Raw genomic sequence first — 13,499 nt, 5'->3', positions numbered from 1 at the left:
AATGACTAAGCATTTACCGACAATTAGTGACATCTCCCCTTTATTATTAAAGGCGGAGATTCTTGCTGAGGCTTTGCCGTACATCCGCTCGTACCACGGCAAAACTATCGTTATCAAGTACGGTGGAAACGCTATGGTTGAAGAGCGCTTAAAAGAAAGTTTTGCGCGCGATGTGATTTTGTTGAAACTCGTTGGCATGAATCCAGTAGTGGTTCATGGTGGCGGACCACAAATTGATGAAGCCCTCAAGAAGATTGGCAAAACTGGCACCTTTATTCAGGGGATGCGCGTGACCGATGAAGAAACCATGGAAGTAGTTGAGTGGGTTCTCGGTGGCGAAGTGCAACAAGATATCGTGATGTTAATTAACCATTTTGGGGGTCAGGCCGTTGGTTTGACTGGCAAAGATGGCGGGCTGATTCGCGCTAAGAAAATGCTGGTTGCTGATGAGAAGCAGCCTGGCGGAACAATTGACTTGGGATTTGTCGGCGAGATTGAAGCGATTAATCCTGCTGTTGTTAAGGCCTTGCAAGACGATGCGTTTATTCCAGTGATTTCTCCAATTGGATTTAGTGAAGAGGGCCAGGCTTACAACATCAATGCTGATTTGGTGGCTGGCAAGATGGCTGAAATTCTGCACGCGGAGAAGTTGGTCATGATGACCAATATTCCTGGTGTGATGGATAAGAATGGCACTTTGTTGGCTGATCTTACCGCGCGTGAGATCGATGGGCTATTGGCCGATGGAACCATTTCTGGTGGTATGTTGCCAAAAATTTCCTCTGCATTAGACGCGGCGAAGAGCGGAGTTAACTCAGTGCACATCATTGATGGCCGCATTGAACATTCTTTATTGTTAGAAATTCTGACCGAGCAAGCGTTCGGAACGATGATTCGCTCGAGATAAGAAGATAACCATGCGTGAATCTTTAGAGCCGGCAGATATCAACGACAGCAACGCTGACGCTGGTAATACGCGCAATCGCCCTAAGCCAGGCGAGCGCCGGCTGCAAATTCTGCAGGTCCTCGCAGAAATGCTGCAAAACCCTAAGGGTGAGCGCGTTACTACCGCGGCTTTGGCGGCCCAAATTCAGGTATCAGAAGCAGCCTTGTACCGTCATTTCACAAGTAAAGCGCAAATGTTTGAAGGGCTGATTTCTTTTATTGAGCAAACCGTTTTCGGATTGATTAATCAAATTAATCAACAGGAAGAGTCTGGCCTTGCTCAGGCGCGCGGCATTTTGCAAATGCTCTTGTTTGTCGCTGAAAAGAATCCCGGCATGACTCGGGTTTTATTGGGCGACGCCTTATTGCAAGAGGATGATCATTTGCAGGAGCGCATTACTCAAGTGTTGGATCGTGTTGAAGCCTCTCTTAAACAGGCTTTGCGTATCGCTCAAACTCAAGGTGGTAATTGGGCGCAGCTAGGTCCGGAAGAGGTCAGCATTCGTGCCGCCATGTTGATGAGTTTTGTTTTAGGTCGTTGGCATCGCTTTGCCCGGAGCGGATTTAAGAAGCTGCCCACCGAAGCCTCCGATGTTAGTTTGCGCCTTCTCCTCTCAGAATGAGCGAGCTACATCTCTCCAGAAATACTATTCATTTTGCCGAGCCCCTGTCTTTGCAGAGTGGCGCCCTCTTGTCTGGCTACGATTTAGTCATTGAAACTTACGGGAAACTCAATGCCGATAAAAGTAATGCTGTTCTGGTTTGTCATGCGCTCAACGCATCACATCATGTAGCTGGACCAAGCCCAGAAGATCCCGCCGATATCGGTTGGTGGGACAACATGATTGGTCCTGGTAAGCCAGTGGATACCGATCATTTTTTTGTTATCGGCGTAAATAATTTAGGTTCTTGTTTTGGCTCTACGGGGCCTATGAGTATTAATCCGGCAACTGGCAAACCGTATGGCGCCGATTTTCCAGTCGTGACTGTCGAAGATTGGGTAAATACACAAGCCCGTCTCGCCGATAAATTAGGCATTCGCAAGTTTGCCGCAGTGATGGGCGGTAGCTTGGGCGGCATGCAAGCAATGGCTTGGGCCATTCAGTTTTCTAAGCGTTTGGATCATTGCGTTGTTGTGGCATCGACGCCAAAGTTAAGTGCGCAAAATATCGCTTTTAATGAAGTGGCGCGTAACGCCATTTTGTCGGATCCCGATTTCCATGGCGGCAACTATTACGAACACGGTGTTGTGCCAAAGCGTGGCTTGCGTTTGGCGCGTATGGTTGGCCACATTACCTATTTGTCTGACGACGATATGGCGGAAAAATTTGGACGTGAATTGCAGCGTCCTAATGGCGAGTCCAATGCCTATCGTTTCAGTTTTGATGTCGAGTTTGAAGTTGAGAGCTACTTGCGCCATCAGGGCGATAAGTTTTCGACTTATTTTGATGCCAATACGTATTTGCTTATTACTCGCGCACTCGATTATTTTGATCCCGCGCGTCGTTACGAAGGTAGCCTGAATCGCGCTCTGGCAGAGGTTCAGGCTAAGTTTTTGGTAGTTAGTTTTTCCACTGATTGGCGCTTCCCGCCAAATCGTAGTCGCGAGATTGTGCAGTCTTTGCTGAGCAATAAGAGTGAAGTTACTTACGCTGAAATCGATGCACCTCATGGTCACGATGCTTTCCTATTGGATGACGCGCGTTATCACAATCTAGTCCGAGCTTACTTTAAACAAATGAGTGGGTCTTGGGCATGAGCAATTTTAATAAGCGCGCTGACTTTGCCGCTATTGCCAATTGGATTGCGCCCAATAGCCAGGTGCTTGACCTGGGGTGTGGTGATGGCAGTTTCTTAGAGTTTTTGCAAAAACAAAAGCCAGTGCATTCGTATGGTGTTGAGATTGATGATACGCGCGTATTGTCTTGCGTGCAAAATGGCTTGAATGTAATGCAGCAGGATTTGGAAGGCGGCCTAGCGCTTTTCGAAGACGATAGCTTTGACACGGTAGTGCTGTCGCAAACTTTGCAAACCATTCATCAGACTGCAAAGATTTTGCGAGAAGTAGTTCGCGTTGGAAAAGAATCGGTTATTTCTTTTCCAAATTTTGGACATTGGTCGCATCGCCTAGCCGTAGGCATGGGTCGTATGCCGGTTTCGAAGAGCTTGCCATACCAGTGGTACAACACGCCAAATGTGCGTGTGCTGACGGTTGCTGATTTTGAAAAACTGGCCTCTAGTCTTGGTCTGAAGATTCTCGATCAATGTATTCTGCATGAAGGTCGTCAAGTGACTTTTATGCCAAATTTATTTGGCAGTCTCGCCTTATTCCGCATTCGTCGTGCGTAAAATAAAAATTCAAAGGTGTTAACTGCAGTCCAATCTTGGTTAAAAGACTTTCGGGTTTATCTCGAATGGCCTTGTTTGCGTATGCTGTTCTTGGGATTTGCCGCAGGCCTCCCCTTGTTGCCTATTTTTGGCACTCTCAGTTTTTGGTTGCGCGAAGCAGGGATTGATCGCAGCACCATCGGCTACTTAACTTGGGTTGGTTTCATGTATGCCTTTCAGTGGGTGTGGGCACCCCTGGTGGATCGCTTACAAATTCCGCTGTTAACAAAGTTGTTTGGGCGTCGGCGTAGCTGGTTACTCTTTGCGCAAGCGCTCATCATATTGGGGCTTGTTGGCATGTCGACTCTAGATCCGAAGCTTGTGCTCAATTCGGTAGTTTGGTGTGCGCTGTTGGTGGCATTTGGCTCTGCCACTCAAGATAGTGCATTGGATGCATTTCGTATTGCGTCAGCCAATAGCGATCATCAAGCAGCCTTGGCGGCAACTTATCAAACTATCGACTGGCTCTGATCTGGGCTGGTGCCGGTGTTCTTTGGCTTGCTGCCCGGGCTGAAACCGGTAGCGGTTATGACGCCCGTGCATGGCAATTTGCTTATCTTTGTATGGCTGCGTCTATTGGCATTGGCGTTATTACAACCCTTTTAAGTAAAGGGCCGATCAAGTATGAGTTGGCAAAAGTGCGCACTGCCACAGCGTGGCTCTATCAAACTCTGGTTGAACCTTTTGCAGAATTTATTACGCGCCGCTATCGCTGGCACGCCATCTTAATTTTATCCTTAATTGCCGTTTATCGTATTAGTGATGTGGTGATGGGCATTATGGCTAACCCGTTTTATGTGGCCATGGGTTACACCAAGGATGAGGTGGCGGCGGTGAGCAAAGTTTTTGGCGTAGTCATGACCTTGGTTGGTGCCTTTGTTGGTGGCGTGCTTACTCTGCGTTTTGGCGTCCTGCGCATTCTCTTTGTGGGCGCGATTCTCTCTGCGGTAAGTAATTTGCTGTTTGTTTGGTTGGCCACCCAAGGCCATGATTTGCATGGGTTAATTTGGGTGATTTCTGCGGACAACTTAAGTGCGGGTATTGCGAGCGCAGCTTTTATCGCCTTTCTATCCTCTCTCACCAATATTCGTTACTCGGCAACTCAGTACGCCCTTTTTAGCTCAATGATATTGCTATTGCCTAAATGGCTGGCGGGCTTTTCCGGAGTGTTTGTCGACAACTTTGGATATCAAGCATTCTTCTATGGCACCGCCATCATTGGCGCTCGAGTCCTGCTGTTGATTTGGGCAACGATGCATTTCAAGCTCGTTCAGATCCAAAAAGAAGACGAGTAATTTTTCGTCCGATTTTTATTGCCGCTTATAGCTTCCAGTCGTAATCCACAGTAAGTGGCGCATGGTCTGAGAATTTTTCATTTTTGTATACCGCGGTTTTCTTGGCGGTGGCAGCGATGCCTGGAGTGGTGAAGTGATAGTCAATCCGCCATCCTACATTTTTCGCATAAGCTTGACCACGATTACTCCACCAGGTGTAACCAGTCTCAGTTGCTTCAGGCTCCAGTTGGCGATAGACATCAACATACCCCACTTTGCTAAATAAATTAGTGAGCCATGCGCGCTCCTCAGGCAAGAAGCCCGAATTTTTGAGATTGCCTTTCCAGTTTTTTAAATCGATTTCTTGGTGGGCGATATTCACGTCACCGCAAAGCACGATTTCACGCCCCGATTTTTTAAGCGCTACAAGATGCGGCAGAAAGCTATCAAGATAGCGATATTTAGCCTCTTGTCGCTCAGGGGAGCTTGAGCCAGACGGCATGTAGACTGAAATAACAGACAACCTTTCGAAGCGCGCCTCCACGTAACGCCCCTCGGCATCAAACTCTGCATTGCCATAGCCATATATGACCTCATCGGGTTTATGGGGCGTATAAATGCCGCAGCCACTATAGCCTTTTTTCTCCGCATGATGAAAGTAGCCATGCAGTCCATCCGGGTTGAGAATGGCATCTTCTAAGTCATCGCGTTGAGCCTTGAGCTCCTGCATGCAAATGAAGTCCGCTTGTTGCGTGACGGCCCATGGTAGAAAGCCTTTTTTGACTGCGGAACGGATACCGTTGAGGTTCGCGGAAATGATGCGTAACATGTAGGCCTATGAGCTCAAATAATTCAAATCAAGATAACTTTATACGTTTTGCCTTAGAGGCCAAGGTTTTGTCCTTTGGTGAGTTTAAAACCAAAGCAGGAAGACTCTCGCCTTATTTCTTTAACGCGGGTGAATTTAATGATGGTGCGCGCCTAAGCGCGCTGGGTCGTTACTACGCCAAAGCTTTACAAGAATCCAAATTGCAATTCGATATGCTTTATGGCCCTGCCTATAAAGGCATTACGCTTGCAGCTGCCACGGCCATCGCCCTGGCGGATGAGGGTATCAATGTTCCTTATGCCTACAACCGCAAAGAAGCGAAAGATCATGGTGAAGGTGGGGTATTGGTTGGTGCGCCAGTGAAAGGTCGCGTAGTCATTATTGATGATGTGATTTCTGCTGGAACCTCGGTGATAGAGTTAGTAGACCTCATTCGTAAAGCGGGCGCAGAACCTGCAGCGGTATTGATTGCTTTAGACCGGATGGAGCGTTCGGGTAATGCGGTGGACATTGGGGAAAAATCAGCAGTACAGGCAGTTGAGCAAGCATTTGGGTTGCCAGTAATTGCGATTGCAAACTTGACCGGCCTAATGTCCTTCTTGACCAATTCAAGTGATGCCAAGCTTACAAATTATTTGCCTGCAGTAAAGGCTTACCGGGAAAAATACGGAATCTAAGGGCGCTTGCCCTTAGACAGTTGTTTCGCCTTCAAACACAGTAACGGCCGGGCCGGTCATGATGACTGGCTGAGCCACTCCATCCATTACGCCGGCCCAAGTAATTTGCAGATCGCCACCTCGGGTATGCACCTTTACTGGTGAGTCCAGAAGGCCGCGACGAATGCCGGACACAACAGCGGCGCATACACCTGTGCCGCAAGCTAAAGTTTCGCCGGCGCCGCGCTCAAAGACGCGCAATTTGATTTCATGGCGATTGAGTGCTTGCAAGTAACCTACATTCACTTTTCTAGGGAAAGCTGCAAAGCTTTCAATCTCAGAGCCCTCTTCTAAAACAGGAGCGCTATCAACATCCAAAACCACTTGGACAGCATGCGGATTGCCCATCGATAGAACGCCGACTAGGCTGTCATGAGTGGCGGGCTGATTTAGTGGAAGCGCGTATAGCGTTTCTTGAAATTCTTGAATGCTGGCTAAACCTGCGGCATTAAATGGAATGAGGCTATGTTCAAAAATGGGTGCACCCATATCGACCTCTACCTGGCCATCGGCATGGGATTTAAGTGTGAGTATGGTATGCGCCACTTCTACGCGTAGCGGATTTTTATTGGATAAGCCTTGTTCTTGCACGAAACGTACAAAGCAACGCGAACCATTGCCGCATTGCTCCACTTCGCCGCCATCCGCATTAAAGATGCGATACCGAAAATCAGCGTCTGAGCGAGTAGCTTTTTCAACCAACAGAATTTGATCGGAGCCAATGCCGAATTGGCGATGCGCTAAGGTTTGCCACTGCTCGCGTGTAATGTCGCTGAGGTCTTGATCAATACCGTTGAGCACTATGAAATCATTGCCAGCACCATGCATTTTGGTGAAGCGTAACTTGCGTGCTGGGTTGTATGTAGGGGTGCTCAAAATATTTCCGTTTAATCGTAAAGACTAGGCTCGCCGGGCGGCCTATGTTTAAAGCGCTTATGTACCCAATAGTACTCTGCTGGTCTTGCGCGAACAAGTTCATCGATGTATTGATTTAAACGGGCGGTGTCTTTTTCAACATCATCGCTTGGAAAGTTGGGCAAAGGTGCGCTGATGCGGCAGGTGTAGCCTTTGCGATCTTGGTTTAGGGTAGTTGTCATAAGACATATTTCAGCCCCACTCAACCTTGCTAAACGAGAGACTGAGGTGGTGTTGTTGGTTTGAATGCCAAAGAAAGGCACCAAGACAGAGTCCTGTTGACCAAGATCAATATCAGGCGCAATAAAAATAAAGTTCCCCGTCTGAATTTCTCGAATGAGGTCACGGAGTCGGCTTTGGCTTTCGATGGATTTGCAACCAATTGGGGTGGTCGCGCCCATCTTCCACCACTTCGTTAAGCCATTCTTGGCGTGAGGGACGATACAGAATGGTTGCGGGAAAGTGCTGTGCTAGTACACGAGGAATGATTTCAAAACCACCTAGGTGAGGGGTGAGCATGACCAAACCATGCCCATCGCTAATTGCCTGCTCCACAACATCCCAGTTTGGTACTTCAACTAATTTAAGCGCCTTAGCGGGATTACGCCAAATCCACAAACTATCTGAAAACAGCATTTCAGAAGCCCTTACCGCTTCCCACGGTTTGAATGGCAGGCCTCGAGAACGAATGACGGCTTCATATTGAGGCCTAAAGAGTGAGCGATATTGTTTAGAGCCCACATAAGCCAATATGCCTAAAAATGAGCCAATCGCCTGTACGAGAGCGAGCGGAAGCACGGCAATCACATTGAGACAGAGCTTGAGTAGGAGTTTTCGCACCCCCTAATGATATTCAATGCCGCTCTCTTAGTGTGGGGATTTTGGTGTGTCTTGCTCAATTTGTCGCTTTTCGGATAGAATCCCCTCATCGCTGAGTTAAGACAACTTGTAGAGCGATTCATAAATTCTGCTAAAGCGTCGCCATTGTGATTCCTGGCACGTGAGTTGTCCCAATGATCGTGTTAATAACTTAAGGAATATGCAATGGCAAATGATTACTTCTTTACCTCAGAATCCGTTTCTGAAGGTCACCCCGATAAAGTAGCAGACCAAATTTCTGATTCAATCTTAGATGCCATCTTGGCTCAAGATCCAACTGCACGCGTTGCGGCAGAAACTTTGTGCAACACAGGCCTAGTGGTTTTGGCTGGTGAGATCACTACAAACGCTAACGTTGATTGCATACAGGTTGCGCGCAACACCTTGCGTGAAATTGGTTACGACAACACCGCTTATGGCATCGATTACAAAGGCTGTGCCGTATTGGTGGCTTACGACAAGCAAAGTCCTGATATCGCTCAAGGCGTTGATACGGCGCATGATGATGGCTTAGATCAAGGCGCTGGCGACCAAGGTTTAATGTTTGGATACGCTTGCGATGAGACTGCGGAGTTGATGCCTTTGCCAATTCATTTATCTCATCGTTTGGTAGAGCGTCAATCTCAATTACGTCGTGATGGTCGCTTGCACTGGTTGCGTCCAGACGCTAAGTCACAAGTGACATTGCGTTACGTTGATGGTAAGCCTGACTCTATCGACACTGTTGTGTTGTCTACTCAGCACGATGAAGATATTTCTCTCGAGAAATTGCGTGAAGCTGTTATTGAAGAGATTATCACACCAGTATTACCTAAGCATTTGATCAAAGGCGCTATCAACTTCTTGGTTAATCCAACAGGTCGCTTTGTAATCGGCGGTCCGCAAGGGGATTGTGGTTTGACTGGCCGCAAAATTATTGTAGACACCTACGGCGGTGCAGCCCCTCACGGTGGTGGCGCTTTCTCTGGTAAAGATCCATCTAAAGTTGACCGCTCTGCTGCATACGCAGGTCGTTATGTCGCCAAAAATGTGGTTGCTGCTGGTTTGGCAATCAAGTGCTTGATCCAGATCTCTTACGCGATTGGTGTTGCTAAACCAACTTCAGTGATGGTAAGCACATTTGGCACGGGCAAGATCTCCGATGAGAAGATTGCGCAGTTAGTTTCCGAGCACTTTGACTTGCGTCCAAAAGGTATCGTGAAGATGCTCAATCTCTTGCGCCCAATTTATAAGAGGACTGCTGCTTATGGCCACTTTGGTCGTGAAGAGCCAGAATTTACTTGGGAGCAAACAGACAAAGCAGCTGCATTACGTGCCGCAGCGGGTCTGTAAGTAGGAAATAAGCAGTTTGTAGTTGTATTGAGGCGAAATATGCCGTAATTGTTTACAATTATGGCATACCTTCAAGGAGCGTTGCAAGGAATGCTGAGACCCAGCACTTCCCCAGGCTTGAAGGGAGTGGACTCTAAGGTAATCCCCGGGGTTTGCTAATTGCAACCGCGCTCGCTAACCCATGATTCAATGGCTAGCGAGTTTCTACTCCAGCATTGGATCGTATTTAGCTGGAGCATTAATGAATACCGTTTCTGATTTAAATAATTTTGTTGCAACTCGTTGCGCGATTGCTGATATTTCCTTGACCGACTTTGGTCGCAAAGAAATCGCGATTGCCGAAACTGAGATGCCTGGCTTGATCGCTATTCGCGATGAGTTTGCCGCACAACAGCCGCTGCGTGGCGCACGTATTACTGGTTCATTGCACATGACCATTCAGACTGCGGTGTTGATCGAGACCTTAGAGGCGCTTGGCGCCGAAGTGCAATGGGCTTCTTGCAATATTTTCTCTACACAAGACCATGCTGCTGCTGCAATCGCTGCTAACGGCACACCAGTGTTTGCGATTAAGGGCGAAACCTTTGAGCAGTACTGGGACTTTACGCACCGTATTTTTGAGTGGGCGGACGGCGGTTACACCAATATGATTTTGGACGATGGAGGCGATGCTACTTTGTTGTTGCACCTTGGCGCGCGCGCCGAGAAAGATCAAGCTTGCTTGAACCATCCTACTAGTGAAGAAGAAACCATCTTGTTTGCGGCCATCAAGAAAAAATTGGCACAAGATCCAACTTGGTATTCCACGCGCTTAGAAAAAGTCAAAGGCGTTACAGAAGAAACCACTACTGGTGTGCGCCGCCTGTATCAAATGTTCGCTAAGGGTGACTTGAAGTTCCCAGCGATTAACGTAAACGACTCGGTAACCAAGAGCAAGTTCGACAACCTCTATGGTTGCCGCGAGTCTTTAGTTGATGCGATTAAGCGTGCTACTGACGTGATGGTCGCCGGCAAGGTTGCAGTGGTTTGTGGATACGGCGATGTGGGTAAGGGCTCAGCTCAAGCATTGCGCGCTTTATCTGCCCAAGTTTGGGTTACTGAAGTAGATCCAATCTGCGCATTGCAGGCTGCGATGGAAGGTTATCGTGTTGTAACTATGGACTACGCTGCTGATAAAGCGGATATCTTTGTCTCTGCAACAGGCAATTACCACGTGATTACGCATGACCACATGGCGAAGATGAAAGACCAAGCTATCGTTTGTAACATTGGGCACTTTGACAATGAAATTGATGTTGCTGGTATTGAAAAATACAAGTGGGAAGAGATTAAGCCACAAGTTGACCATGTGATTTTCCCGGCTACAAATGGGATTCCTGAGAAGCGCATCATCATTTTGGCTAAAGGCCGCTTGGTAAATCTTGGTTGCGGCACAGGACATCCTTCTTATGTGATGAGTTCTTCTTTCGCAAACCAAGTGATTGCGCAAATCGAATTGTGGAATGCGGTTGGGACCAATAAATACCCAATCGGCGTTTACACATTGCCCAAGCACTTGGACGAAAAAGTTGCTCGCTTACAGTTGAAGAAACTGAACGCGCAGTTAACCGAATTGACTGATGAGCAAGCTGCTTACATTGGCGTAACGAAGGAAGGCCCATACAAGGCCGACCACTATCGTTATTAATCCAATCAAATAGATATCTAGGCAAAAAATCATGGAATTAAGCGTCGAATTCTTCCCTCCTAAAACACCTGAGGGTGAGCGTAAGTTGCATCTTGTGCGTGAGCGTTTTTCTGAAACACTCAAGCCTACGTTTTATTCCGTGACCTTTGGTGCCGGTGGATCTACTCAGTCTGGCACTTTGAAAGTGGTGAGCGATATTCATGCTGCCGGTGCAGCAGTTGCTCCCCACTTATCTTGTGTTGGCAGCTCGCGTGAAAGCGTGCGCGAAATGGTCAAGCAATATCAGGCGTTTGGCGTGAAGCGTATTGTGACTTTGCGTGGTGACCTGCCATCTGGCATGGGTCAGTACGGCGAGTTTCATCATGCCAACGAGTTAGTTGAATTTATTCGTGCAGCAACCGGTGATTGGTTTCATATCGATGTGGCGGCATATCCAGAGACGCATCCCCAGGCGAAGTCGCCTGCTAGCGATGTTGATTTCTTTGTGCAAAAGATGAAGGCAGGCGCTAACTCTGCGGTTACTCAATATTTTTATAACAGCGATGCTTATTTCCGTTTTGTAGATGAAGCATATGATCTAGGGGTGACTCAACCCATCATCGCTGGCATTATGCCGATCACGAATAGCAGTCAATTATTGCGATTCTCGGATGCTTGTGGTGCAGAAATTCCTCGTTGGATTCGTTTGCGTCTGCAATCGTATGGTGACGATATTGCGTCCATTCGTGCGTTTGGCGAAGAGGTGGTAACGGACTTGTGCGATCAGCTGCTAACTGCTGGTGCGCCCGGTATTCATTTCTACTCACTGAATCAGGCGGATGCTGTACTGGCAATTGCTGATAACTTAGATCTAACAAAGTAATTTATCGAAGTAGGCCTGACTCTGTCAGGAGCATATCTAGTGGCTCATCATGAGTCTGAGCCGCCCATTGAGCATCATTTAATTGTTGCCAATCAAATCCAATCCCAATGCAGACAAGTTTGGGATTTTTTTTTCTGCGCTCAGCAAGCGTGCGGTCAAAATATCCACCGCCGTAGCCTAGGCGCCAGTAATGCATTTTGCCATTCACCACGGAACTCGACCACCCTACGCAGGGAATAAAAATGCAGTCAGGGTTGATTTGCGGTCTTAGGGAATTATTGGGATTGGGCTCTGGCACGCCATGCTTACTTGGGAGGAGTTGATCCCCTTGACACCATTGATAAAAATCAAGATGCTTATCTGGGCGCGCAAATGGCAGCGTGAGGGTTCGGTTAGGGGCGTTTTTGACACAAGCTAACAAAGTAGAGCGTAAATCGATTTCATCCTGAATGGGCCAATAGAGGGCAATAGATTGCCAAGATTTACCTTGATCGGATAGCAACTGATTGAGATGATCAATTAGACGGGCTTGAATTTGAGCGTAATTTTGCTCAGCTGCAAACGCAGTGCGCTGTTTTAGCAAGTCTTGACGAAGAGTTTTTGGTGAATTCCCGTGCATATCGAGCATTATCAGGCGAAAATTAGAAGGTATAGTAATCAAGATATTGCCCGACTGCGGTCGTGCAAGTAGATATATGGTGAGATAGCGAGAATGAAATCCGCAATATTCAGTAGCAAGTACCTGCCATTGGCCAAGAGTCTGATTTTTGGTCTTGCGCTCAACATATCCAGTAGTTTTGCAGACAAGTTAAAAAAGCCCAGCTTGCCTCAATCCTATGAAAGCAAGATTGCCCATGCAGAAATTACCGATACCGATCGGATGTTTATCGATTTACGCGAGGCTGCGAAAAAGAATGATATATTCCGGACTCAGCAACTCTATTCTAGTTTGGTTAACTACCCATTTGACGATTACGTCGCCTATTTCCGGATCAAACCACAATTGTTTGACAGCGCTGGTGGCGCACGCAATGATTAAAGTGCCGATGCGCAGGTAGTGGCATTTTTAAATCAATATCAAGGCACCGCCTTGGCTGATCGCATGCGTAACGATTGGCTACTGGTTTTAGGTAAGCGCAAGGATTGGGCGCGCTTTGACGCGGAGTATGCCAAGTTTGTATTAAATGACGATACCCAAGTGAAGCGCTATTCCTTATTATCAAAGTTATCGCAAGGTGAAAATCCAACCAAGTTAGTAATGGATTCTCGTTCTGTGTTGCTTGACCCGAGTTACTTTGGACAGGCTTGTCAGGAGTTGGTGCCATCGTTAGTTGCTGCCGGAGGCATGTCCCCAAGCGAGGCTAAGGCGATTGGGTGTGCTGCTAGTGAGAGAGGTTATGACACTATGGCGCGTCGTATTGGTGGTGAGGATCCGATTGCCGATATTGTTAAGGCTGCTAAAGCAGACCCTGCTAAAGCCTATCGGGATTTTTCTCAAAACGTATCACGCTACAGCAAGGAGAATCAGACTGTCGCATGGGGCGTGATCGGGCAATTTTTGGCCAAAACGTTAGATCCCAATGCGGATGATGCCTATCGTTTACAACAAGATCTTGGTTATAACGAGTTGCTTTCAGTTGAATCTCAAGAATGGAAAGTCCGTGCCGGTTTG

General features: G+C 47.5%; 14 protein-coding genes, 1 pseudogene and 1 riboswitch. Of the genes and pseudogenes, 10 read left to right on the top strand and 5 right to left on the bottom strand.

Annotated elements, in window-relative coordinates:
- Nucleotide 1 precedes the first annotated feature (1 nt).
- The 5 genes and pseudogenes from argB (at nt 2) to DXE35_RS08585 (ending at nt 4,628) form a co-directional block, all read left to right on the top strand.
- Nucleotides 2-907 carry an acetylglutamate kinase gene (argB, locus tag DXE35_RS08605; RefSeq protein ID WP_114690247.1) on the top strand — a complete coding sequence of 302 codons (906 nt, stop codon included), beginning with the start codon at nt 2-4 and terminating at the stop codon, nt 905-907.
- Nucleotides 908-917: 10 nt separating this feature from the next.
- Nucleotides 918-1,568 carry a nucleoid occlusion factor SlmA gene (gene slmA, locus DXE35_RS08600; RefSeq protein ID WP_114690246.1) on the top strand — a complete coding sequence of 217 codons (651 nt, stop codon included), beginning with the start codon at nt 918-920 and terminating at the stop codon, nt 1,566-1,568.
- Nucleotides 1,565-2,704 carry a homoserine O-succinyltransferase MetX gene (gene metX / locus DXE35_RS08595; protein ID WP_114690245.1) on the top strand — a complete coding sequence of 380 codons (1,140 nt, stop codon included), beginning with the start codon at nt 1,565-1,567 and terminating at the stop codon, nt 2,702-2,704. Before slmA ends, metX begins: the two co-directional genes overlap by 4 nt.
- Nucleotides 2,701-3,294 (top strand): methionine biosynthesis protein MetW, encoded by a 594-nt coding sequence (gene metW / locus DXE35_RS08590; protein WP_114690244.1) that lies wholly within the window; start codon nt 2,701-2,703, stop codon nt 3,292-3,294. Before metX ends, metW begins: the two co-directional genes overlap by 4 nt.
- A gap of 15 nt (nt 3,295-3,309) precedes the next feature.
- Nucleotides 3,310-4,628, top strand: a pseudogene (locus DXE35_RS08585) (AmpG family muropeptide MFS transporter).
- A 25-nt stretch (nt 4,629-4,653) separates the two neighbouring features.
- Here the strand turns inward: DXE35_RS08585 and DXE35_RS08580 are convergent.
- Nucleotides 4,654-5,436, bottom strand: coding sequence for an exodeoxyribonuclease III (locus DXE35_RS08580; RefSeq protein ID WP_114690243.1), 783 nt, complete (start codon nt 5,434-5,436; stop codon nt 4,654-4,656).
- Between the two features lie 8 nt (nt 5,437-5,444).
- Between DXE35_RS08580 and pyrE the strand changes: the two genes are divergently transcribed.
- The gene (gene pyrE / locus DXE35_RS08575; protein ID WP_114690242.1) at nt 5,445-6,113 is read left to right on the top strand and encodes an orotate phosphoribosyltransferase; all 669 of its coding nucleotides are present in this window, start codon (nt 5,445-5,447) and stop codon (nt 6,111-6,113) included.
- A gap of 12 nt (nt 6,114-6,125) precedes the next feature.
- Here the strand turns inward: pyrE and dapF are convergent, their stop codons facing one another.
- The 3 genes from dapF to DXE35_RS08560 are packed head-to-tail and all read right to left on the bottom strand — an operon-like array spanning nt 6,126 to nt 7,907.
- Nucleotides 6,126-6,980, bottom strand: a complete 855-nt coding sequence (dapF, locus tag DXE35_RS08570; protein WP_114690426.1) for a diaminopimelate epimerase — start codon at nt 6,978-6,980, stop codon at nt 6,126-6,128.
- Nucleotides 6,981-7,039: 59 nt separating this feature from the next.
- Entirely contained in the window at nt 7,040-7,468 is a 429-nt protein-coding gene (locus tag DXE35_RS08565) for an LpxL/LpxP family acyltransferase (protein ID WP_231970110.1), read from the bottom strand.
- On the bottom strand, nt 7,410-7,907 hold the full coding sequence (locus DXE35_RS08560) for a lysophospholipid acyltransferase family protein (RefSeq protein ID WP_197714033.1): 498 nt from the start codon (nt 7,905-7,907) through the stop codon (nt 7,410-7,412). Before DXE35_RS08560 ends, DXE35_RS08565 begins: the two co-directional genes overlap by 59 nt.
- Before the next feature lie 204 nt (nt 7,908-8,111).
- On the opposite strand from DXE35_RS08560, the gene metK reads away from it, so the two are divergent.
- The 3 genes from metK (at nt 8,112) to metF (ending at nt 11,827) form a co-directional block, all read left to right on the top strand.
- Nucleotides 8,112-9,278, top strand: coding sequence for a methionine adenosyltransferase (metK, locus tag DXE35_RS08555; protein WP_114690241.1), 1,167 nt, complete (start codon nt 8,112-8,114; stop codon nt 9,276-9,278).
- Nucleotides 9,279-9,345: 67 nt separating this feature from the next.
- Nucleotides 9,346-9,458, top strand: a riboswitch (S-adenosyl-L-homocysteine riboswitch).
- A gap of 61 nt (nt 9,459-9,519) precedes the next feature.
- Nucleotides 9,520-10,965 (top strand): adenosylhomocysteinase, encoded by a 1,446-nt coding sequence (ahcY, locus tag DXE35_RS08550; protein WP_114690240.1) that lies wholly within the window; start codon nt 9,520-9,522, stop codon nt 10,963-10,965.
- A gap of 31 nt (nt 10,966-10,996) precedes the next feature.
- On the top strand, nt 10,997-11,827 hold the full coding sequence (gene metF, locus DXE35_RS08545) for a methylenetetrahydrofolate reductase [NAD(P)H] (protein ID WP_114690239.1): 831 nt from the start codon (nt 10,997-10,999) through the stop codon (nt 11,825-11,827).
- A 1-nt stretch (nt 11,828) separates the two neighbouring features.
- Here the strand turns inward: metF and DXE35_RS08540 are convergent, their stop codons facing one another.
- Nucleotides 11,829-12,446 (bottom strand): 5-formyltetrahydrofolate cyclo-ligase, encoded by a 618-nt coding sequence (locus DXE35_RS08540; protein WP_231970109.1) that lies wholly within the window; start codon nt 12,444-12,446, stop codon nt 11,829-11,831.
- 93 nt (nt 12,447-12,539) lie between these two features.
- Here DXE35_RS08540 and DXE35_RS10775 point away from each other — a divergent pair, with 93 nt between their 5' ends.
- Entirely contained in the window at nt 12,540-12,866 is a 327-nt protein-coding gene (locus DXE35_RS10775) for a hypothetical protein (RefSeq protein WP_231970108.1), read from the top strand.
- Nucleotides 12,867-13,499 lie beyond the last annotated feature (633 nt).

This window comes from Polynucleobacter necessarius (genome assembly GCF_900095215.1).
Classification (GTDB): domain Bacteria; phylum Pseudomonadota; class Gammaproteobacteria; order Burkholderiales; family Burkholderiaceae; genus Polynucleobacter; species Polynucleobacter necessarius_H.
This window is presented reverse-complemented; position numbering and strand designations above follow the sequence as displayed.